Genomic DNA, 22,515 nt, shown 5'->3' on the forward strand with positions numbered 1-22,515 from the left:
ATTTAAGTTTGATATAATATAAAACATCAATTCCTTACAGTCAAAAGCAGGATAAATTTAAAAGCTGAAAATAAAAACCATTAAATACACTATGCATTTTTTAAGGAGCTGACATCATGTTAAGGATAGCAAATACAGAAAACGGGCAGGTGCGCGGTCTGCCTGCAGCTGACCCGAGGATCACTTCATTCAAGGGCATACCCTTTGCTGCTCCTCCCGTTGGGGAGAACCGCTGGCGCGCTCCGCAGCCTGCCGAAAGCTGGCAGGGGGTGCGGGAGTGCTTTGAGTTCGCACCCATATCCGTCCAGGATACACCGGGTTTAGGCGACGATATATACTGCCGTGAATGGCACGTTGATCCCGAGATCACCATGAGCGAGGACTGCCTCTATCTCAATGTATGGACCAACGCCAAGTCAGCAGACGAGCGCAAGCCCGTGCTTGTGTGGTTCTTCGGCGGCGCTTTCCAGTGGGGCTACACCGCCGAGATGGAGTTTGACGGCGAACGTCTTGCAAGGAGAGATATCGTTGTAGTTACCGTGAATTACCGTCTCGGAGCCTTTGGATTCCTCTGTCACCCTCAGCTGACAAAGGAACAGCCCGACGCTCCCTGTAATTTCGGCTGTCTCGACCAGCAGGCAGGTCTCAGGTGGGTACGACGCAATATCGCCAATTTCGGCGGTGATCCCGATAATATAACTATCGCGGGACAGTCCGCAGGCGGCGGCAGTGTAATGGCGCAAATGGCGTGCATGGACAATGAGGGCGACTTCAAAAGTGCTGTGGTCATGAGCGGTATGTTCGGTTCTCCCTATGAGGTCAATGACTTCTTCAAGCCTCAGAGCCTTGAACAGGCAGGTGAAAAGGGGGAAAGGCTTTTTGAGTACTTAGGCGTGAAAACTCTTGAAGAGGCGAGAAAGCTCGATGCAAATTATATCCGCAGCAAGTATTCCGGGCTTCGCAATAGCGGTGAGATGTTTTTCACCATAGTGCTGGACGGCCGCTTCTGCACACAGGACCCCATGGCGGCTTTCAGAAACGGCTCACGTATCCGTGTACCCGTTATGGGCGGCAATACAGGTGACGAATTCATGGAGTACATTCATGCGGCAGATGATAACGGGCTGGCAAAGAAGGCAGGGGAGTATTTCGGCAGCAAAGCTGAGCAATTTCTGGCTTTACCCGAAGCTAAAGACAGGACCGATCTCGGTTATGCTCTCGTTTCTTCACCTGAATTAGGCGTAAAGGCAGCTTTTCTCGGAGAGAACAGGCAGGATAAGCCCGAGAACTGCTACTACTACCGCTTCATTTCCGATATCCCCGGAGATGATAATGCAGGGACATTCCACTCTGTTGATCTGTGGTTCTTTTTTGAGACTCTTGCAAAATGCACCAGACCGTTTGAGGGCAGACATTACGATCTGGCAAGGCAGATGTGTGATTACTGGGCTAACTTCATAAAGACGGGAGACCCCAACGGCTTTGACCTGAACGGCAATAGGCTCCCAGAATGGAGACCATATTCCGATAACGACCGAAGCGAGATGCTGTTCACGAGTGACGGCGCACAGGCATCTGCCGAGCAGAACAGCTTAGTAAGGTTCCTGCTGGACGAATTGAAATAAGGAGGAGAATTTATGAGTAAGAAACAGGCATTCAATCCCTATCTCCCAAGCTGGGAGTATATCCCCGACGGCGAGCCATATGTATTCGGCGACCGCGTATACATCTACGGTTCACACGACTTCTGGAACGGCTATGTATTCTGCATGGGAGACTATGTGTGCTGGTCAGCTCCTGTTGACGATCTTGGAAACTGGCGCTATGAGGGAGTTATCTACCCAAGGAACGCCGATCCCATGAATAAGGACGGGCATATGTGTCTTTACGCTCCCGATGTTACGATAGGTCCCGACGGAAGGTACTACCTGTACTATGTACTCGACAAGGTGGGAGTTATGTCCGTTGCGGTCTGCGACGAGCCTGCAGGCAGGTATGAGTTCTACGGCTATGTTCACTATCCCGACGGCACACGTCTCGGAGAGAGAGAAGGGGACGAGCCACAGTTTGACCCGGGTGTTATCACCGAGGGCGATAAGACATATATGTACAGCGGATTCTGTCCCGAGGGCGACAAGTCCAGAACAGGCGCAAGGGTAGTAACACTTGATAAGGATATGCTGACCATTATCACCGAGCCTGAGACCATAGTGCAGGGAATATGCTACAGCAAGGGGACTCAGTTCGAGGGGCACGCATTCTTCGAGGCTTCCTCCATTCGCAAGGTCAACGGTAAGTACTATTTCATATATTCCTCAGAGGTCATGCATGAGCTCTGCTACGCTGTCAGCGACAGTCCGCTGGGAGGCTTCAAATATGGCGGCGTACTGGTAAGCAACACCGATCTGCATATCGATACCTACAAGCCTGCGGATATGCCCGCGAACCGAGGTGCCAACAACCACGGCAGCATAATCGATATCAACGGCCAGTGGTACATCTTCTATCACAGACACACCAACGGCACATGGTTCTCCAGACAGGGCTGTGCGGAGAAGCTCACTCTCAATGCCGACGGCAGCTTCGATCAGGCTGAGATATCTTCCTGCGGTCTCAACGGCGGACCTCTCATTGGCAGGGGAGAATACCCCGCTTATATCGCCTGCAATATTTTTGGCAGGGAGCCCGAGCTCTATATCGGCGACCTCAATGCGCCGCGCATAGTTCAGGACGGCAAGGACGGAGATGAAGAGACAGGGTACATCTCAAACATCAAAGACGGCACAAACATTGGCTTCAAGTACTTCGACTGCAAGGGCATAACCAAGGTCAGCATTACTACACGGGGCTACGGCAATGGCTCTTTTGCAGTCAAAACTGCATGGGACGGTGAGGAACTGGGCGATATAGAGATTGAGAACAGTAATATATGGAAAAAGCACACTGCTGAGATCAGAATACCCGACGGTGTGAACGCCATATGGTTCACATTCAAGGAAAAAGGCAGTTCAGGTATTTGTTCACTGTCTCTCGGCTCGTTCATTCTGGAATGATATTACTGAAATGTGTGCTTGTTTTTGGAAGAAATTTATAGAAAATAGTGTAAATTTTATTAAAAAAGCGTTACAAAAAGGTTAAATTTTGGCCTTTTCTAACCATTTTTTGCTATAAATACAAAAAATTTATATTCTATTAATCATTTTTTGCCCTTATTGCTCATATTTATTGACAACTTGTTAATAATATGGTAAGATTAACAAGGATACCGATGATAAACCATATCATATTCGGTACAATCGTATAATTTATCTGGCGGCATATAGATAGGCTGATTATAAAATATGTGCCGTGCGGAACTTAATCAGGAGGAAACAGTAATGAAAAAAAGAAGTTTATTTGCAGCAATTATGTCAGCAGCAATGTTTGCAACAACACTTGCAGGCTGCGGCAGCAGCAGTTCCGATAATTCAAATGGTTCTGCAAACAGCGGTAGTTCAAGCAGCAAGGGCGGCGATTCAGGCAAGGCTCAGGAGATCACATGGATGTTCTGGGACGACCTCAATGCTACAGAGGACCTTATTTCCCTTGGCTACAAGGAGACTATCGAAAGATTCAACAAGGATTATGAGGGCAAGTATCATGTAACACCTGTTACCACAAACCTTGAGGAATACTACAACAAGCTCAATGCTCTTGTTGCAGCAGGCGAAACACCTGACGTATTCATCGTAAGCCCGGGCCCTCAGCTTACAGACTATGTTGAGCCCGGCGTTGCAGCTCCCCTTGACGAATACCTGAACAAGGACGGCTGGAAGGATACATTCACAAGTGACGCTGTATTCTCACAGCAGACATATGACGGCAAGATCTATGCTGTTCCGCTTAACACAGCAGCTGCATGCTGCTTCTACAATACAGAGATGTTTGAGAAGGCAGGCGCCTCTGTTCCCAAGACATGGGACGAAATGATCGATGCATGCGAAAAGCTGAAGGGTGCAGGCTATACTCCTGTAACTATTTCCGCAGGTACTGCATGGTGCCTTTCAATGGTAGCTGGTTATCTCTGCGAGGCAGAGGGCGTTGAGCTTCCTAAGCTGGCTGACGGTTCTGCTTCATGGGAAGACGGCAAGCTCGAGAGCGCTTGTGATAAGCTCCTCAAGTTCTCTGACTACTTCCAGAGAACAGCAGCAGGTGATACAAACGACGTTGCTACAGCTAACTTCTACAATGAAGAGGCTGCTATCCTTATCCAGGGTTCATGGGCTATCGGACAGATCAACGGTGCTAACCCTGACTTTGAGTCCAAGTGCGGCGTATTCCAGTTCCCGGGCGTTGAGAGAGTTATCGCTAAGTCTGACTCACTCTGCATGAGCTCAACAACCAAGAATCCTGAGGCTGCTGCAGCTCTCATCAAGTACTTCACAGACGACACAGCTCAGAAGTACACAGCTGAAAAAGGCGGTAAGATCCCTGTAACAAAGGTACAGTATGACGCATCAGTAGCTCCTAAGCAACTCTCATACGTTATGGACGTATTCGGCGGCGCAAAGGGTACATTCGGCTTCTACAACGAGTCAATGCCTACAACTGAGACAGGTGCTCACTTCGATGATACAATGGTTGCTGTATTCCTTAAGGATATGACTCCTAAGGAAGCTGCAAAGGACATGGAGGAATACTACAAGGCTAACTGCAGAAAGTAATTTCTGACTGATTCCGAAAACAAAACATAGGGGCGTACCCTGCGCCCCTATTCTTTTTAACTTTTTTACAATATCGATCTACTGAAAGGAGTTGGTTCGGAATGGAAAAAATGCTCAGGAACAAGACGGCGATCTTTTTATTCATGATCCCTGCTTTTCTCTTGTTCACACTGGTGCTTTTTATACCGATCGTTCAGTCGGTGTATTATTCATTCTGTGACTATAAAGGCATGACTGCCCCTGTTTTTGTCGGACTAAAAAACTACAAGGCACTGCTTTCCGACAAAACCTTCGGCATTGCTCTAAAGAACTCAATGTTCTTCCTCATATTCTCCTGTGTGTCACAGCTTATCGTAGGTCTTATCTACGCAGCTCTCCTGACAAACATAAAAAGAGGAAGAAATGCATTCAAGAACATAATCTATCTTCCCTGCGTACTATCTTCTGCAGCTCTCGGTCTGATGTGGATGTTCATATTCAGCCCTAAGCTCGGTATCAATCAGCTCCTTGAAAAATGGGGCGTTGAGGAGCCTCCTCTCTGGCTCATGGATACCAAGGGACATATTATCCTTCCTATGTGGATAATCGCTTTTGTTGCTCTCTGGCAGTACGTTGGTCAGTCAATGATGCTTTACATGGCTCAGATCTCGGGTATCAGCAAGTCCCTTATGGAGGCAAGCTATATCGATGGCTGTACAAAGGTCAAGACTTTCAGATACATAACACTTCCGCTTATCAAGCCCATGATCGCTACAGCTATGTCACTCAATGCTATCGGCTCACTGAAATTCTTCGATCTTATCTACAATATGACAGAGGGCGGACCTAACCACAAGACAGAGGTCCTTGCAACTCACCTCTATCAGCAGGGCTTCAAGTACTTCAAATACGGCTATGCAAGTGCTATAGGCGTTGTGCTGCTTATACTTTGTCTGCTGGTAACACTGTTTATCAATAAGGTCGTAAAGACCGAACAGTACGAGATGTAAGGAGGTACAGCCAGATGAGTTCTATAAAAACAGCAGCTGAACTGAAAGAATCCTCAGGAAAAAAGCCTTCGGCTGTACAGATACTTATATATGTATTTCTTGTGCTTATATGCATAACATACATCTTCCCTCTGCTCTGGGTATTCAATGTATCCTTCAAGACCAATAAGGAGATATTTACTGCTCCTTTTGCTCTCCCTCAGAACATAACATTTGATAACTTTTCATTTGCTTGGACAGCAGGACGTCTTGGTGTAGCAACACTTAACTCATTCATCGTGTGCGTTGTTGCTCTGGTACTGAGCATGATAATCGGTTCCATGGCTGCATTCGGCATTGCACGTATGCGCTGGAAGGGCGCAAAGCTTGCCATGACTTATTTCCTTACAGGTATGATGATACCTGTACACTGCGTACTTATCCCTCTCTTCACAAGATTTGCAAAGATAGGTCTTTCAAACACACTGACGGGACTTATAATCCCATATCTTACATTCTCGCTTCCCATAACCATATTCATTATGACAGGCTTCTTTAAGGGACTTCCCAATGAGCTTATCGAATGTGCATGTATGGAAGGTGCGAATATCTTCCAGATATTCTTCAAGATATGTCTGCCGCTGGGCAGAACGGGACTGTTCGTAACAGGACTTATGACCTTTATCGGCAACTGGAACGAGCTTCTTCTTGCAATGGTATTCATCTCTGATGAGGCAAAAAAGACCCTGCCTGTATCGCTGTCAAAGTTCGTAGGACCATATAATACCAACTATTCGCAGATGTTTGCAGCTATTATAATCGCTATCATACCTACCATAATAGTTTACTGCGCATTCTCCAACAAGATAGTTGACGGTCTTACCGCAGGCGCTGTAAAGGGTTGATATACGTATCTGCTTGGTATATGATGAAAAGATAAAAAAGCAGGATTACTGTCAATGACTTTATTTTTTAAAAAGTGCATTTGAGGGAATATTAGCGAAAGATAATATTCCCTTTAACTTTGATTTATATTTTCAGAATAGATCATCGCAAACGTACGGCTTATGAAATAAAATGATTACTTAAATATGATCTGGAGTATATGCAATGAAAGCAAAAATAACGATAAATACCTTGGATACCATCGGTGAAATCGATCCGAGGATATACGGCTCCTTTATAGAGCACCTCGGACGTGCAGTATACGGCGGTATCTATGAGCCGTCACATGAAAGCGCTGACGATATGGGCTTCCGTAAGGACGTACTGGAGCTTATAAAGACGCTGAACGTTCCTGTTGTACGCTATCCCGGCGGAAATTTCGTGTCCAACTACAAATGGGAGGACGGAACAGGCGATAGGTCAAAGCGTCCACGAAGGCTTGAGCTCGCATGGAACAGCGTTGAGACCAATGAAATAGGTATTGACGAGTTTCAGGAATGGGCAAAGCGTTCGGACACTGAAATAATGATGGCAGTGAACCTCGGTACGCGAGGTGCTGTTGAGGCGAGCAATCTCGTTGAATACTGCAACCTTGACACTGATACATATTATGCCGAGATGCGCCGAAAAAACGGCTTTGAAAAACCCTTCGGCATAAAGCTGTGGTGTCTTGGGAACGAGATGGACGGCGACTGGCAGATAGGTCACAAGACCGCACAGGAATATGCCCGTCTTGCCTGCGAGACAGCAAAGCTGATGAAAATGACCGACCCAACCATAGAGCTTGTGGCATGCGGCAGCTCAGGTCCCCTTATGCCGACCTTCGGCGAATGGGAGCGTACTGTACTTCGTGAATGCTATGAACATGTGGACTACGTTTCCATGCACAGCTACTATGGCAATCCTGAAAACGACACCTCGGATTACCTTGCATCATCAATGGACATGGAGCAGTTTATCATTGATACTGCGAAGATATGCGATGAGATAAAGGCTGAGAAAAAGTCCGAAAAGGATATTATGCTGTCCTTTGATGAGTGGAACATCTGGTTCCACAGCAATGAGCAGGATAAAAAAATTGAGCACTGGCATGTTGCTCCGCCGCTTTTGGAGGACATCTATAATGTTGAGGACGCCCTTGTGGTAGGCTGCCTGCTGATCACGCTCCTGCGTCACTGCGACAGAGTAAAGATAGCATGTCTGGCACAGCTTGTCAATGTTATTGCTCCCATAATGACCGAAACAGGAGGCAGAACATGGGTACAGACCATTTATTATCCGTTTCTTCACTGTTCGGTCAACGGCAGGGGAAAGGCTTTGAATACAGTCTGCGAATGCGGTACATATAACAGCGTCAAGCACAGCAATGTGCCGTATATCGAGAGTATCACAGTAGAAAACGGCAGCGATATCACTCTCTTTGCTGTAAACCGCGCTCTTGACGAGAGCTGTGAGCTTGAACTCAGCGGCTTTGAAGGATACGAACTTGTATCCCATACAGTTCTGACAAGCGATGATATGAAACGCTGCAACAGTGCAGATGAGCCCGATGCTGTCACACCTGTACAGCAGGAGATCGGCGGCGGGATATATCTTGCCCCGCGCTCATGGAATATGCTGAAATTCACTGTTAAGTAATAAAAATGCCTGCCTGTTGAAGAAACGGGCAGGTCGTTTTTTGCGTTCAGATAACCTGACATTGATCAAAGGAGAAGAAAATGACCTTACAACAGCTGAAATACATAATTACAATAGCGGAAACGGGCTCTATCACTACGGCGGCGCAGCGGCTTTTCATAGCTCAGCCCAGCCTTTCAAAGTCCGTAGCCGAGCTTGAAAAGGAAATGGGCATAACCATTTTCAACAGAAGCAACAGGGGAGTATATCTCTCCGAGGACGGTACCAAGTTCCTGTCCTATGCACGTCAGATAGTGGAGCAGGCTGAACTCCTTGAAAACGAGTACAAGTCCACAGCTCCGCCGCGGAGAGCCTTTGCGGTATCCGCTCAGCACTACGCATTCGTGGTAAATGCCTTTGTTGAGCTTGTCCGCGAGTACGGTCGTGACAAGTACGAATTTTCTCTCCGCGAGCTGAAAACCGCGGAGATAATAGAGGACGTCCGCACTCACAGAAGCGATATAGGAGTGCTTTTTCTCAGCAGCTTCAACCGTGAGGTAATAAGGCATATCCTGCAAAACGAGGAGATACGGTTTGAGCCGCTGTTTACGGCTAAGCCACATGTATTTGTAAGCAGGAACAACCCTCTTGTGGGAAGAAGCTCCGTTACTCTTGACGATCTGAAAGCCTTTCCGAGGCTGACCTACGATCAGGGCGTGAAGAACTCCTTTTACTTTGCCGAGGAGCTCCACATCACGGCGGAAAGTCCTAAGAATATAGTAGTTTCCGACAGAGCTACCCTGTTCAATCTGCTCATAGGACTTGACGGATATACAATTTCGTCGGGAATCCTCAGCTCCGACCTGAACGGAAGCAATATTGTTTCAATACCTCTTGAAAGCGACGAGAGAATGGAGATAGGCTACATCATCACCACCGATCGCCCCATGAACGAGCTTACGGAGCGCTATCTGGAGCACCTCAAAGAATACATTGCCAATTACTCGTCTTGATATAGCTTTTAGCTATGGGGCAGCATTTCTTTTTGATATTAACACATTTCTGACCGATATGCTATAATAATATCATCACAAAACATATCGGAGGAATAGGCAATGAATACATCAATAATCGGATACCCAAGAATAGGAAATTTACGTGAACTCAAATTCGCCAGCGAGAAGTACTTCCGCGGTGAGATCACAGCAGCAGAGCTTGAAAAAACTGCTAAAGAGATACGTTCATATAATCTTGACTTACAGAAAAAAAGCGGACTTGACTTTATCCCGTCCAATGACTTCTCGTTCTATGACGGAGTCCTCGATACAGCCTTTCTGCTGAATGCTGTTCCCGAGAGATACACCTCCCTCGGACTTTCAAAGCTTGATACATACTTTGCTGCTGCAAGAGGCTATCAGGGCGAAAAGGGCGATGTAAAGGCTCTTGCTATGAAGAAATGGTACAACACCAATTACCACTACATGGTGCCCGAGATAGACGACAGCACAGAGATAAAGCTTGCAGGCACAAAGCCATTCGAGCTTTTCAGCGAAGCTCTTTCAGGCGGAGTAAAAACAAGACCCGTTATCATCGGAGCTTACACATTCTTGAAGCTGGCAAGATACAAGGGCAGCAAAAAGGCTGCTGACTTTGCAGAGCAGGCTGCCGCAGCTTATTCGGAGCTGCTGAAAAAGCTCGGTGCTCTCGGCACAGAGTGGGTGCAGTTTGACGAGCCCTCACTGGTAATGGATATGACAGCCGAGGACGTTAAGCTTTTTGTATCGCTTTATGAGAAGATACTTTCCAATAAGGGCGCTGTAAAGGTTCTTGTGCAGACCTTTTTCGGCGATGTACGCGACTGCTACAAGGAGCTCTGCGGACTTGACCTTGACGGTATCGGCCTTGACTTCGTTGAGGGAAAGAAGTCCCTTGAGCTTGTCAAGTCAAACAGCTTCCCACAGGGTAAGACACTGTTTGCAGGCGTTGTAAACGGCAAGAATATCTGGCGCAACAATTACGCTTCAACGCTTTTCACTCTTGCCGAGCTTGAAAAGTACGTACAGGATATAGTAATAGGTACCTCCTGCTCGCTGCTCCATGTTCCGTGTACTCTTGCAAACGAGACAAAGCTTGGCGAGTGCTACAAGAAGCACTTCGCATATGCAGAGGAAAAGCTTACAGAGCTTGCTGAGCTTAAAAATATAACCGCTTCACAGAGTCCTGCGGAGACTGAGGAATACCGCAGAAATGCAGCTCTCCACAGCGAGCTCAGAACAGGCGGCAATGAAGCTGTAAGAAATAAAGTTGCAGCTCTTACGGAAAAGGACTTTGTAAGACTTCCCGAATTTGCAGAGCGTGAGAAGATACAGAAGGCAAGATTCAAGCTGCCACTGTTCCCAACAACTACAATAGGCTCATTCCCGCAGACTGCCGAGATAAAGTCGGCGCGTAATGCTCACCGCAAGGGCGAGATGTCTGACAGCGACTATGAATTCTTCATCGAGAAAAAGACTGCCGAGTGTATCGCTCTGCAGGAGGAAATAGGTCTTGACGTTCTTGTTCACGGCGAATTCGAGCGCAACGATATGGTGGAATACTTCGGCGAGTGTCTTGACGGCTATCTATTCACAGAAAAGGCTTGGGTTCAGTCCTACGGTACACGCTGCGTAAAGCCCCCTGTTGTATGGGGAGATATCTCCCGTGCAAAGCCTATGACCGTGCGCTGGTCGGTTTACGCTCAGAGCCTTACCAAGAAGCCCATGAAGGGCATGCTCACAGGTCCTGTTACTATTCTCAACTGGTCATTCCCGAGAGAGGATATCTCCCTCAGAGAGAGCGCTTTGCAGATAGCCCTTGCTATCCGTGAGGAGGTCCTTGACCTTGAAGCAAACGGCATAAGCATAATACAGGTTGACGAAGCGGCACTCCGCGAGAAGCTGCCCCTCCGCAGAGCTGACTGGAGAGAGGATTACCTCGACTGGGCGATACCTGCATTCAGATATGTACACAGCGGTGTGAAGCCCGAAACACAGATACACACACATATGTGCTACAGCGAATTTGCAGACATAATCAAGGATATCGACGATATGGACGCAGATGTGATCACATTTGAGGCTTCACGTTCTGACCTTACCATACTCGACGTGCTCAAAGAAAACAACTTCCGCACAGAAGTAGGTCCGGGAGTATATGATATCCATTCACCGAGAGTTCCTTCAAAGGAAGAGATAAAGGCTGCTATCGGCAAGATGAGGGAGCGTATCCCTGCTGAGAAGCTGTGGGTAAATCCCGACTGCGGACTCAAGACAAGAGGAAACGAGGAGACTGTTCCCAGCCTTAAAAATCTTGTTGAAGCTGCAAAAGAGGTGCGAAATGAAAACAGCTGAATTATTTGAGCATAAGACAGTATTTTCACTTGAAGTTTTTCCGCCCAAGCCCGATACGGACGAGAGCGTAATATATGATACACTTGACGAACTTTCCGATATATCTCCTGATTTCATCAGTGTTACCTATGGAGCAGGGGGCGGTCACAGCGGCTGCAAGACCATACAGATAGCCTCCGACATCAAGGAGCGATACGGCGTTGAGAGCGTTGCTCATCTGCCCTGCATCGACCTTACAAAGGAGCAGGCTGCGGAGATACTTGACAGCCTGCAGGCTCACGGCATTGAGAATGTTCTCGCACTTCGCGGAGACAGGAGAGAGGATACGGCTGCTGAGGGAGATTTCAGGCACGCCAGCGATCTTATTACATTTATTAAAGAGAGATATGACTTCAATGTCCTTGCTGCATGCTATCCCGAGATACACCCCGAGAGCACAAGTGCTGTTGACGATCTGAAATGGCTCAGACACAAGGTGGACTGCGGCGCAGACCATCTGATCACTCAGCTCTTCCTTGACAATAAATATTTCCTGGACTTCCACGAAAAGGCTCGCATCGCAGGCATAGATATACCCATAGAGGCAGGTATAATGCCTGTGACCAACAAGCGCCAGATAGAGCGCATGGTGAAGCTCTGCGGAGTTCAGCTGCCAAAGAAGTTCGTACGTGTGCTTGAAAGATACGAGCATAATGATACAGCCCTCCGTGACGCAGGGATAGCCTACGCCATAGACCAGATTACCGAGCTTATCGCTGAGGGCGTTGACGGTATCCACCTCTATACAATGAATTATCCCTACGTCGCAAAGAAGATATTTGCGGCTGTAGAGAGCCTTATATCTGTAAATTCCTGTACGGCTGCTTTATAAGCGGTTCATCATGACATCTCAGAACATAGGATACAAATACACCTGTTGGTTAATTCCGCAGGTGTATTTTCTTTTGTCCGCTGTCAGCGGGAGCTGAAAGGGATACCGGCAGCTTTATTAATAATATAGATAAAATGTTAATTTTAAAGAAAAAGCTTGATATAAAACGTATTAGGGTTTAAAATATTATTAATGACCATAAGAACATATTCGTAAGTCGGATACAGTTCAGAATGGGAGGCTGAGCCTCGGAGTTATGAAGTGATGCTGTATGGTTAGAAATGAAAAAATTACAAAAAACAGAAAGGGATGTATTACTAATGAATGTAAAAAAATCAATAGCTGCGGTCATGACAGTTCCTATGATGCTTTTATCGGCAGTCAGCCTGCCCGAAAGGAATACAACAGCTGCGGGAACATCTTTTTTAGCACAAAAGATCGAAAATGATGCAGCAACGCAAAATAAGACATCTTTTTACGACGAGAGCGAAGAATATGCTGTCAACAGCGGCTCGGTCAGGATAGATGCTCCCGAGAAGAGGATCTATAAGATAGGTGAGGAGCTTGATCTTACAGGCGGAAAAATAAGTGCATACGGTGCTGTCACCATTTACTCAGACAGGCAGCCTACAGGAATGACAGGAACAAACTGGGATGATTTCACAAGAGCGTTGGAGCTTACCGACCTTGATACTTCGGAGTTCGATAATACCAAAGCGGGTATATACAAGATAAGGGCTGCTCACAAAGGCACTCCGGGCGGCTTCTACAGTTACGTAAAAGATAACGTAAGATATGACAGCTTTTATGTTATGGTGGTTGACGGCGAGCCAACAAGCGAGGATACAAAAAAGCTTGAAGAAGCCGAGGCAGTGCAGTACAAAGCTGAGGGCACTGTAAAGATCAAGCAGCCTGACAAGACTATCTATAAAGTAGGTGAAGAGCTTGACCTGACAGGCTGTACCATCAGCGGTAACGGTAATATCTTCAAGGGAAGCTATAATGATAACAGCGTAGATTATATGGGTGAGTGGAGCATTGACTCAAAACCTGTTACCCGAGCTGATCTGGCGTGTCCTTATGTCAACATGAATAAAGCAGGTACATATTCTATCTCTCTTGATCGGCTGAGAAACATTGACGGATATGACATAGACAAGGATAATATAAAATATGATGAGATAGAGATCGAGATCGTAGACGATAACCCGACAACTGTCACAACTGCTGTTACCACTGTAAATACAGGTACAAAGAAGACCATCGTATATACAGGAGCTATGGTATATGATGTTGTTAGCGTAAACACCTATCCTACACAGACAGTTTTCCTTGAGGGCGAGGAGTACAATTCAAAAGGACTCAATGTAAAAAGCAAAAGGTACATACCTTATGAAAAGCTCGGACTTAACAGAGACGAGTATGAGCCTCAGCCTGTTTCTGATACAGATGTAGAGATAGCGGCGTCTTCAGTAACTATCATTGATAAGGACGGGGAAGAGTATAACGCAACAAGAATGTGTCAGCTGCCCGCAGGTGAGTATACAGTTCAGATCGATAAAGAGGACGCAAAGTATACGCACTATAATGTCTCACTTCGCAATGCAGAGGTATCATACGATATTGAGATAAAGAGCAGTGATCTCCTGACTGAAAAGACTGTTCCCTCGGGGACAAAGCCCATATTCGGGTATACTCATAATTACGATCAGGCATTTAAGGGAGTAGCGCAGTATCCGACAAAGGTCGAGTACAAGCAGGGCGAAGCCCTTGATCTTACAGGGCTTATAATAAAAGCACAGAGGATAATACCTTACGATGTTATATTCGTGAGTCCCTCTCAATATGAGGAAGAGCCCATTTATCTTAAAACAATGCTTCCGCAGGCAAGCATAATGAAAATTACAGCTGCTGACGGAAAGATATACAGCGGTACGGATATGCCCTCCCTTAAAGCGGGGAAATACACTGTTAGCTGTAAGGAAGAAGGCGTTAAATGGGGCGGCTACAGTGAATATGTGACCGATGTTGACCTTTCATATGAGATCGAGATAAAAGCAAATGCAGATAGCGATAAAGAGCCTGATACAGCATTAAAAGGCGATGCGAACTGCGACGGACAGATCGATATGGCGGATATAGTCCTTATCATGCAGGCGCTTGCAAATCCAAACAAATTCGGCATAGCGGGAGCTGATCCCAATCATATTACCGAAGAAGGATTCAGCTGCGCAGATTCTGACGGAGACGGTCTCACAGTGAACGATGCCCTCCGCATACAGCAGTATCTTTTAGGACTTATTACTGCATTGGCGTAAAATCCAGCCCCAAATATGCTCGGAGAATGGTTCTTCATTTCTCATAATAATTGAATAATACAATGAAAAGGACGGCGTAAAGCCGTCCTTTTTACGTATATACTTTTTTAACATAATATGATTGACACTGTAAAAACGTGATGATATAATGAGGGTATAAAAGAAAAAATGAAAATTTCCGAAATTTATGTGCGTAAAAATCAGACCTCATACGTCTAATATATAGAAAGCAAATTTGCCTTATTGATTTAAGGAGGGAATCAAATGGGAAACGATGAAGAGCGCTATCGCCGTTTCCTTGATGGTGATGATAATGGATTGATAGAAATAATTGATGAATACCATGAGGGTATGTCACTTTACCTGAACAGTATAGTGAACAATATCAGCCTTGCGGAAGATATAATGCAGGATACCTTTGTCAAGCTTGCGCTGAAAAAGCCTGCCTATAAGGGGAAATGCTCGTTCAAGACATGGCTGTTCACTATTGCGCGGAACTGTGCCATCGACCATCTGAGGAAAGAGAAGAAAATATCAAGACTGTCTCTTGATGAAGATCTGCAAATACCCATTGTAACTGATACAGAAAAGGAATTTCTCAAGGAGGAGCAGAAGCTTGAGCTATACAGAGCAATGAAGCGTCTGAATCCTGATTATTATCAAGTGCTCTATCTGATGTACTTTGAGGACCTTGATACATCGGATATTGCCAGAATAATGCACAAAGCAAAACGACAGGTCAGCGATCTTGTATTCAGAGCGAGAAAGTCGTTAAAAACCGAACTGGAAAGGAAGGGCTTTATTTATGAGAAATACTAAAGAGATCGCTGATTATGTATTCAGCATAAGAGATGAGCATCTCAGGCAGAAGAAGCTGAAGCAGATGCGAATGAAAAAAGCCTGTACAGCTGTTTCGGTCATGGCTGCGGCAGTGATAATAACAGCGGGTGCGCTGCATTTCTCCTCTTTGGGAACTAAACCTGTACAGCCATCGGGAAGTATGGTGGACGGCTCCGAATCTGACAAGCCGCCGGTTGAGCCTGCGGTCACAAGCGTTACTTCTTTGGTATCTGAGAAAAAAACGACTACGACAGCAGCTGTATCAGCAAAGAACGATGTAACGGCAGTTCTTTCGGGAACTAAAGCAACACTCTCGGCAGTATCATCGATTAAGACAACTACAGCTATAAATGCTAAAACTACCGTGACCGCAGCTTCTTCACAGAATGGTTCATCAGCTGCTGCCACAAACACGAATGTACCTGTTACGACTGATATTAATGAAGTTGATTGCGAGGAGGTAATCAGAATGAAAGTAGATTATGTTAAAAAGTATCTTGCTGCACTCTCGGCAGCTGCTATTGCTTCAAGCGGAAACCCGATATCTGCGAACGCAGATAGCCTGTTTACACCAAAGCCCCTTGATCCCAAGGTGGACAGTATCCTTTACATGGAGGATAACGGCGACCTTTTTGACTTTGACGGAAACGGGAAATTCAACACCATGGACGCATATGCGCTCTACACATACGTAAATGAAGCTTCCGAGCTGCCCGAGGGCTATGCTGCAAGATGTGAAGCCAACGGCGATGTCAACAGAGACGGAAAGGTGGATTTTGCAGACAGCAATTTATTCAAAGAGTATTGCCTGCTTAAATTCTCAGGCCTTAACTACGCTTACTGCGCGACCTACACTGATTATCTGCTCCCTGCGGATACTGATATGCGTGAACGTGCAGTAAGAAGCATAGCACCCGATGCTCCCGATGATATAAGAGAGAAGCTGCTCAATGAGTTCGTTAACGAGACCTACACATACGGCTCGGAAAAGAACATAAATGAATTTATAGACTACTGCTTCTGCAACGTTGGTATAGATGCATGGTCGCGTGAAAAGTACAATGACGCACATTTCAAGAGATTTACCGATGCGGTAAAGAAGGACAGCTACAGCTTCGACGTCAATGAGGACGGAGTTACCGACCTGAAGGATCTCTATGATATTTACATCTATGACGTTGCTTCCGCAGATGAGAAAGGTGATATACAGAAGAACTACTATTTCGGGCAGTACAATACAGTAACCGAACAGATCGGAGATTATTCAGTCAGCCACGATGACTACGATAATCCTCTGCGTTCACGCCTGCCGCTTTCCGAAGAGTATAAGGCAAACCTCTGGGAAAAGTGCGAGCCCATGTATGATTATGTTTATTCATTCATCAAGAGCAACGACGAAAATTACCCCATTTGCAGCGCCTACGTTTTTGATTTTATAGCAAGATACATCATAAATAATACAGAGATAACCACCATTAACAAAACGAGTCTGTATTATGTGCAGTATCTTGGTGAGGTGGAGCTGTGCGGTCTTTCTGTAAGCGAGAGCTTTGCAAGCTACCTGTCATCGTTTTTGGATGAGTATTCCGAAAAGCCGTTTGGTTATGATCCTAACAGCGGAGCTCTCAACCCTGACTATGAAAGGATATATGATTACAAGCACCTGTCCAATGAAGATTACGTAGCGGCACTACAGAAAACAAAGGCTGACTATGAAAGCGGAGTTATCACAAAAGACCTGTTCGATATCAATCTGGACGGTAAGGTGGATCCCCTCGACAGCTATACCTATGAACTGTACAGTGCTGACATTCATCGGGGGCTGACTGCTGAAACAGGTCTTTTATCTGCTGAGATGCGGAAAAAGATCGAAGAGGACTTCGACGCCGATCGGGACGGAAAATCAGGAACACTGGGCGACTATATGTTCCTTTCGTATATTGCGGGCAACAGCAGCGATATCCCACAGTATATGCTTGATATATACTACCTTGAGCTCGTAGAGCAAAAGGGACTGGTAGACCTCAGCGATATCAGACCTTATATCGAGAAGCTCTGCAAGGACAAGGAGGCAGGAGACGTTGATCTTGACGGTAAGGTAACAGCTGTTGACGCAAGCGGAGTTCTCAGTTACTATGCAGAGACATCGGTCAATGCAGAGGTAAGCAATGTAACAGTAGCTATGATGAGCTACATGGCAGACCTCAACGAGGACGGCTATGTAAACAGCGTGGACGCCTCGGCTGTACTTTCTGCCTATGCGGAAAACTCTGTTCAGAAATAAGGATATCATATAATATACAGCCATGAAAGTGCGTTCTGCCTTTCATGGCTTTTCTGCATTTAAGGCACATTTACCTTAAAGACTTTGGTCTGTACCGAATATAAAAATTTTTTTGCAGATCATGTAACACTTCACTTTCCTGTTTCGATTATGTATTATGAAAGCCGAGTTGATAAATGCATCGGCATATAAAAAAGAAAAAGGAGTCAGAATTATGAAAAAGAATACATTTATGATCACATTGGCAGCTGCACTGTGTGCACTCACGTCCTGCGGCAGGGAATTATCTTCCTTTCCCGACATGGCAGCTTCACCTTCAGATAATACAAAAGCTGTAGCCATATCATCGGGAAATGATAATAATGCAGCGGCTGAAAAAGCTTCTGAAAAAACAACAGAGAACGATAATACTGCAAAGACTGAAAAAGCTGCGGAAGAAACAGCAATAGATGATAATTCTTCCAAGGCGGAAAATACTTCGGAAGCAGCTTCTGAAATTGTATATGAGAACAAAGAAAAAAGTGAGACTGCTGCGAAAAAGGAGTTCACAAAGGGCAGAGCTGACGGCAATGTTTATATTTCCGATTACGCAGGGATAAAGCTTACACTCCCCGAAGAGGCAAGCTTCCTTGACGAGGACAACCTTTATACACGTTATATGATGCCCACAAGATTTATGAGCGAGGAAGAGAGAAACCTCTACATGACATCTGTGATAGACGCTTCTGTCACATATGACGAAGCTGTAAAATGCGTTGATGTTTGGTTTTGCAATACAAAGCAAAGATATCCCGAAACACCTGATATTTCAGTCGAAGAGTTTGTGAAGAACGATGAGCTGGATAATGATCCCGAGATCGAACTGACAGATATAGTTGGTCCCGAGAATGTGAGCATTTGCGGCGAGAACTACGTCAGAGTGAGCTATACCGCTTTTTCAGTGCGTCATGTTACCTATGCAAGAAGAATAGATGATGACTACATCATGGAGATAAGAACATCAGGCATTTCCGCAGATGATTTTGAAAGCAGAGTTGAAGCAATAGGATAATATCAACACGCTTCAGCCTGTACTATTTTATTCGTAAACAACGTTCTGAAGTTCCCCATTCAGAACTGAGTTTAATACAGTCCCGAGGTCTTGTGCTTCGGGACTGAAATTTTTTTTAGCACTATACCGCAATATTCAGCTTGACTTTATCTTTGCAAAGTGGTAGTATTTAATAGCATTTTTATACTACGCTCAGAAAAGTTCAAAAAACTTTTCTGCAATGTAACACCTGATACTTCTGTTACGATTGTTGTTTATGAAAGGTCGGCCTTACAAAATAAAACGCAGGGAGGAATGACAATGACAAGCAGGGAACTGACAGAGATGATGCAGAGATCATCTGTTGACTGTCATAAAGCTCTCGTCAGGGAATATGGCAGATATGTTTATGCTATCGTTTACAATAAGCTCAGAGGCTGCGGCACCAATGAAGATATAGAGGAATGTGTCAGCGACGTTTTTGCAGCACTTTTTATGAAGTGTGAATACGACATGTCATCTGAGAATGATATTAAATACCTTATCGGAACTATCGCCAAAAGAAAAGCAATTGACAGCTTCCGCAGTCTTACCGCAAGAGGAAGCCATATATCCGAAACTGATGAGGACGATATGAGAGAGCTTGCCTCGGACTTCAGTGTTGATGAACACGTTGACCTATCTGAACTCCGCCGCGTGCTCCTCGATAAGATAGATGAACTGGGAGAGCCTGATTCGACTATACTTATACAGAAATTCTACTATAACCGAAATTCCAGTGAAATAGCCGAAAGTGTTTCCATGACTGCAACTGCGGTCAGACAGAGATGCTCGCGTGCTATGGACAAGCTTCGCAGTAAGCTTACGGAAGTCGGGATTGGAAGATAAGGAGGGGAAAACATGAAAGAGAAAAATTTATTCGATATTCTTGAAGATGCGGAGAATGATTCAATGAAAAGACTTATCGAAAAGTGCCCCGAGGTATCAGATGAACAGCTCGACAGGATATTTGCCAAGAGCGAGAAGAAGTTCAGGGATCAAAAGGCAGAAAAAGAAAGAACAGAAAGAAGCGAAAATATAAAAATGAAAAATAATGATATAGTTGAGGGAGTTGAGCACAGCAAGAGACCTGCATGGCTGACTCCACTGAGCACAGCGGCTTCCATACTGCTCATTGCAGGCATCGCTGTAGGAAGCACCTTAATGCTAAAAAGAAACACCAAGCCGGGAGGCGATGACGGCATCGTGACACCTGCTGTCACAGTAACAACTTCAACGGGAACAGGCACAAATACAGTTTCTACTGACAAAAACGGTTCAGCGATAACTGTCCCCAAAACAACAACCACTACTACAACGGTCAGCTCCTCAGCAGGCACTGCCGAAAATGATAAAGCTGCTGATACCAAGTTCATTGAGCCCTTTGTGGGCAGGTGGAGATATGAGATGTCAAGCATCAATAACCTTGATATCCCCGAATCGGCAGTATATATGGGCACAGCTGAGATAAACAGCGATGGGACTTACACATACACCGATATCAGCGGTAATGTGACACACGGCACCATTAGTAATGCTACAGAAGAAATAGGCGGAACTGAGCTGCAGTGCCTCGATTTCTCGGCAAACGATTTTCTCTTCAACCGTGCGTATTATGTTGAATCAAAACCTTATGAGCTCCATTTCGGCAACAGCAACATTGCACGTCTGGTACGTGAGGGTCATACAGTAACTGTTGAAACGAACTGGAAGTCTGCATACAGAAAGGAACTTCTGAGCTTCATGAATTCGGGAGAGATCAACGAGGATTCAAGATGGGATCTTCAGGATATTGACAACGACGGAACTCCCGAGCTTCTCATATCCAGAGCTATGTTCCATGTTGCAGGGGTAAGGGTATACTACTACGAAAACGGCTCTGCCATGCCTATCCGCTACACTAACGGAGATTCATACGAGTACGGTGTTTACGGTGCAATGCAGATATGCCCCGAAGAAAGCCTTGTGGGCGTCTCCAATATCCACATGGGCTATGAGTATTTCGACACATGCAAGTACGAAAACCACAGTATAACGCAGATACAGATACTGGGCAACAACGAAAACAACAGAGACTATGAAGAGGTTGTATATTCCATAGACCATAAGGATGTCAGCAAGGAAGAGTACGATAAGGCACTGAGCGCAAGATCCTCCAAAAACTGGAAAGTCGTAGGTCAGCAGTACTACTTCGGTGACTTCTCACCATTGCTTTAAAAAAGTCTCCTGATAAAAATATCCCCCTCATCGGGTGAAGCATGATAACTTCGCCCGATGAGGGGGATATGTGTTTTCTGCTTACGATAAATACAGATTTAATCATTGACTAAATGTGCGCAATATGATAAAATAAAAACATAAATAAACTGATTCGGGTGATCGCATGGAAGAAAGGTACATATACTGCGGCACAAAGAAAATGCGGTGCGGTTATACGACGGGGACCTGCGCGGCGGCAGCTTCTAAGGCTGCGGCACAGGCTCTGCTTACTGGGAGCAAGGTAAAAAATGTTGATATACTTATCCCCAAGGGCGGACAGCTCAGTCTGAGTGTCCACAGGTGTGAGCGAAGCGGCGAAAGCGTTATATGCTCGGTCATAAAGGACAGCGGCGATGATCCCGATGTGACAAACGGCATCGAGGTCTGTGCGGAGGTCTCACTGATCGGCAGCGGCGTAGAGATAGTCGGCGGCAAGGGCGTTGGCACCGTTACAAAGGCAGGTCTCGACCAGCCAGTCGGTGAAGCCGCTATAAACTCCGTACCACGCAAGATGATAGCTCAGGCTGTGGAAGAAGCGGCTGAATTGAACGAATACCGCGGCGGCTTCCGAGTAGTGATATCAGTCCCCCAAGGCGAGGAGCTGGCGCAAAAGACCTTTAATCCACGTATAGGCATTGTGGGAGGTATCTCCATAATCGGAACCACGGGAATAGTCGAGCCTATGAGCAATTCCGCCATAATCGAAACTATCCGCACTGAGGCTAATATCCGCCGCAGCGAGGGCAGAAAGGCTCTTATCCTTACGGTGGGCAACTACAGTGAAAGATTCATAGCCGAGAATCTGCCCCAGCTCAGTGAGCAGTGCGTCATGTGCAGCAACTTCATCGGCGACGCCATTGATATAGGCATTACTCTCGGTTTCAGAGATATACTCATATACGGTCATATCGGCAAAATGGTGAAGCTGGGCTCGGGAATCATGAACACCCATTCTTCAAATGCCGACGGCAGAATGGAGACCCTTATCGCCTGCGGAGCTCTTGCAGGGGTGGACAGCAGTATTCTTTGCAGGCTCAGCGAATGTGCAACTGCTGACGCAGCCCTTGATATACTTTATGAAAACAGCTGCGCAGATGCAGTGCTGAAAGTCCTAACGGAGCGCATACACGGCTATTTACAGGCAAGAGCAAAGAGTGAAGCCAAAATAGGTGCGATGGTCTTTTCCTATCAGCACAATATGCTCCTGAAAACGGAATACGCAGATGAGATACTTGATTTGGCGGTGAAATGA

The 22,515-nt window shown here is 45.8% G+C and carries 16 protein-coding genes; all 16 read left to right on the forward strand.

The genetic code is table 11. From position 1 onward, the window contains the following. The first annotated feature begins 116 nt into the window (after nucleotides 1-116). The 16 genes from N774_RS0101265 (at nucleotide 117) to cbiD (ending at nucleotide 22,515) form a co-directional block, all read left to right on the forward strand. Nucleotides 117-1,625 carry a carboxylesterase/lipase family protein gene (locus N774_RS0101265; RefSeq protein ID WP_024859488.1) on the forward strand — a complete coding sequence of 503 codons (1,509 nt, stop codon included), beginning with the start codon at nucleotides 117-119 and terminating at the stop codon, nucleotides 1,623-1,625. A gap of 12 nt (nucleotides 1,626-1,637) precedes the next feature. After that, nucleotides 1,638-3,053: a family 43 glycosylhydrolase gene (locus N774_RS0101270; RefSeq protein WP_024859489.1), complete on the forward strand. Its 1,416-nt coding sequence runs from the start codon at nucleotides 1,638-1,640 to the stop codon at nucleotides 3,051-3,053. 324 nt (nucleotides 3,054-3,377) lie between these two features. Continuing rightward, the gene (locus N774_RS0101275) at nucleotides 3,378-4,703 is read left to right on the forward strand and encodes an ABC transporter substrate-binding protein (protein ID WP_024859490.1); all 1,326 of its coding nucleotides are present in this window, start codon (nucleotides 3,378-3,380) and stop codon (nucleotides 4,701-4,703) included. 101 nt (nucleotides 4,704-4,804) lie between these two features. Continuing rightward, nucleotides 4,805-5,692 (forward strand): carbohydrate ABC transporter permease, encoded by an 888-nt coding sequence (locus N774_RS0101280; protein WP_024859491.1) that lies wholly within the window; start codon nucleotides 4,805-4,807, stop codon nucleotides 5,690-5,692. 14 nt (nucleotides 5,693-5,706) lie between these two features. Continuing rightward, entirely contained in the window at nucleotides 5,707-6,576 is an 870-nt protein-coding gene (locus tag N774_RS0101285) for a carbohydrate ABC transporter permease (protein ID WP_024859492.1), read from the forward strand. Between the two features lie 205 nt (nucleotides 6,577-6,781). Further along, nucleotides 6,782-8,254: an alpha-N-arabinofuranosidase gene (locus tag N774_RS0101290; protein ID WP_024859493.1), complete on the forward strand. Its 1,473-nt coding sequence runs from the start codon at nucleotides 6,782-6,784 to the stop codon at nucleotides 8,252-8,254. Between the two features lie 80 nt (nucleotides 8,255-8,334). Further along, nucleotides 8,335-9,246, forward strand: a complete 912-nt coding sequence (locus tag N774_RS0101295) for a LysR family transcriptional regulator (protein ID WP_024859494.1) — start codon at nucleotides 8,335-8,337, stop codon at nucleotides 9,244-9,246. A gap of 102 nt (nucleotides 9,247-9,348) precedes the next feature. After that, nucleotides 9,349-11,622 carry a 5-methyltetrahydropteroyltriglutamate--homocysteine S-methyltransferase gene (gene metE, locus N774_RS0101300; RefSeq protein ID WP_024859495.1) on the forward strand — a complete coding sequence of 758 codons (2,274 nt, stop codon included), beginning with the start codon at nucleotides 9,349-9,351 and terminating at the stop codon, nucleotides 11,620-11,622. Next, nucleotides 11,609-12,493 carry a methylenetetrahydrofolate reductase [NAD(P)H] gene (gene metF, locus N774_RS0101305; protein ID WP_024859496.1) on the forward strand — a complete coding sequence of 295 codons (885 nt, stop codon included), beginning with the start codon at nucleotides 11,609-11,611 and terminating at the stop codon, nucleotides 12,491-12,493. The genes metE and metF overlap by 14 nt, the downstream gene beginning before the upstream one ends. A 320-nt stretch (nucleotides 12,494-12,813) precedes the next feature. Beyond that, nucleotides 12,814-14,811 (forward strand): dockerin type I repeat-containing protein, encoded by a 1,998-nt coding sequence (locus tag N774_RS0101310; protein WP_024859497.1) that lies wholly within the window; start codon nucleotides 12,814-12,816, stop codon nucleotides 14,809-14,811. A gap of 264 nt (nucleotides 14,812-15,075) precedes the next feature. Next, on the forward strand, nucleotides 15,076-15,630 hold the full coding sequence (locus N774_RS0101315; RefSeq protein ID WP_024859498.1) for an RNA polymerase sigma factor: 555 nt from the start codon (nucleotides 15,076-15,078) through the stop codon (nucleotides 15,628-15,630). Beyond that, nucleotides 15,617-17,935 (forward strand): dockerin type I domain-containing protein, encoded by a 2,319-nt coding sequence (locus N774_RS0101320; RefSeq protein ID WP_024859499.1) that lies wholly within the window; start codon nucleotides 15,617-15,619, stop codon nucleotides 17,933-17,935. The genes N774_RS0101315 and N774_RS0101320 overlap by 14 nt, the downstream gene beginning before the upstream one ends. A 214-nt stretch (nucleotides 17,936-18,149) precedes the next feature. After that, on the forward strand, nucleotides 18,150-18,986 hold the full coding sequence (locus N774_RS0101325) for a hypothetical protein (protein WP_024859500.1): 837 nt from the start codon (nucleotides 18,150-18,152) through the stop codon (nucleotides 18,984-18,986). 300 nt (nucleotides 18,987-19,286) lie between these two features. Then, a complete protein-coding gene (locus N774_RS0101330) occupies nucleotides 19,287-19,853 on the forward strand; it encodes an RNA polymerase sigma factor (RefSeq protein WP_024859501.1) in 567 nt (188 codons plus the stop codon). A gap of 12 nt (nucleotides 19,854-19,865) precedes the next feature. Then, complete coding sequence (locus tag N774_RS0101335; RefSeq protein ID WP_024859502.1) at nucleotides 19,866-21,221, forward strand: hypothetical protein; 1,356 nt, start codon at nucleotides 19,866-19,868, stop codon at nucleotides 21,219-21,221. A gap of 166 nt (nucleotides 21,222-21,387) precedes the next feature. Further along, entirely contained in the window at nucleotides 21,388-22,515 is a 1,128-nt protein-coding gene (gene cbiD / locus N774_RS0101340) for a cobalt-precorrin-5B (C(1))-methyltransferase CbiD (RefSeq protein WP_024859503.1), read from the forward strand.

It is taken from the genome of Ruminococcus flavefaciens AE3010, from assembly GCF_000526795.1.
GTDB lineage: Bacteria > Bacillota > Clostridia > Oscillospirales > Ruminococcaceae > Ruminococcus > Ruminococcus flavefaciens_D.

What these genes read in the sequence shown, in the direction of transcription:
- N774_RS0101265 (WP_024859488.1), top strand. Translation starts at nt 117, where the DNA reads ATGTTAAGGATAGCAAATACAGAAAACGGGCAGGTGCGCGGTCTGCCT.
- N774_RS0101270 (WP_024859489.1), top strand. Translation starts at nt 1,638, where the DNA reads ATGAGTAAGAAACAGGCATTCAATCCCTATCTCCCAAGCTGGGAGTAT.
- N774_RS0101275 (WP_024859490.1), top strand. Translation starts at nt 3,378, where the DNA reads ATGAAAAAAAGAAGTTTATTTGCAGCAATTATGTCAGCAGCAATGTTT.
- N774_RS0101280 (WP_024859491.1), top strand. Translation starts at nt 4,805, where the DNA reads ATGGAAAAAATGCTCAGGAACAAGACGGCGATCTTTTTATTCATGATC.
- N774_RS0101285 (WP_024859492.1), top strand. Translation starts at nt 5,707, where the DNA reads ATGAGTTCTATAAAAACAGCAGCTGAACTGAAAGAATCCTCAGGAAAA.
- N774_RS0101290 (WP_024859493.1), top strand. Translation starts at nt 6,782, where the DNA reads ATGAAAGCAAAAATAACGATAAATACCTTGGATACCATCGGTGAAATC.
- N774_RS0101295 (WP_024859494.1), top strand. Translation starts at nt 8,335, where the DNA reads ATGACCTTACAACAGCTGAAATACATAATTACAATAGCGGAAACGGGC.
- metE (WP_024859495.1), top strand. Translation starts at nt 9,349, where the DNA reads ATGAATACATCAATAATCGGATACCCAAGAATAGGAAATTTACGTGAA.
- metF (WP_024859496.1), top strand. Translation starts at nt 11,609, where the DNA reads ATGAAAACAGCTGAATTATTTGAGCATAAGACAGTATTTTCACTTGAA.
- N774_RS0101310 (WP_024859497.1), top strand. Translation starts at nt 12,814, where the DNA reads ATGAATGTAAAAAAATCAATAGCTGCGGTCATGACAGTTCCTATGATG.
- N774_RS0101315 (WP_024859498.1), top strand. Translation starts at nt 15,076, where the DNA reads ATGGGAAACGATGAAGAGCGCTATCGCCGTTTCCTTGATGGTGATGAT.
- N774_RS0101320 (WP_024859499.1), top strand. Translation starts at nt 15,617, where the DNA reads ATGAGAAATACTAAAGAGATCGCTGATTATGTATTCAGCATAAGAGAT.
- N774_RS0101325 (WP_024859500.1), top strand. Translation starts at nt 18,150, where the DNA reads ATGAAAAAGAATACATTTATGATCACATTGGCAGCTGCACTGTGTGCA.
- N774_RS0101330 (WP_024859501.1), top strand. Translation starts at nt 19,287, where the DNA reads ATGACAAGCAGGGAACTGACAGAGATGATGCAGAGATCATCTGTTGAC.
- N774_RS0101335 (WP_024859502.1), top strand. Translation starts at nt 19,866, where the DNA reads ATGAAAGAGAAAAATTTATTCGATATTCTTGAAGATGCGGAGAATGAT.
- cbiD (WP_024859503.1), top strand. Translation starts at nt 21,388, where the DNA reads ATGGAAGAAAGGTACATATACTGCGGCACAAAGAAAATGCGGTGCGGT.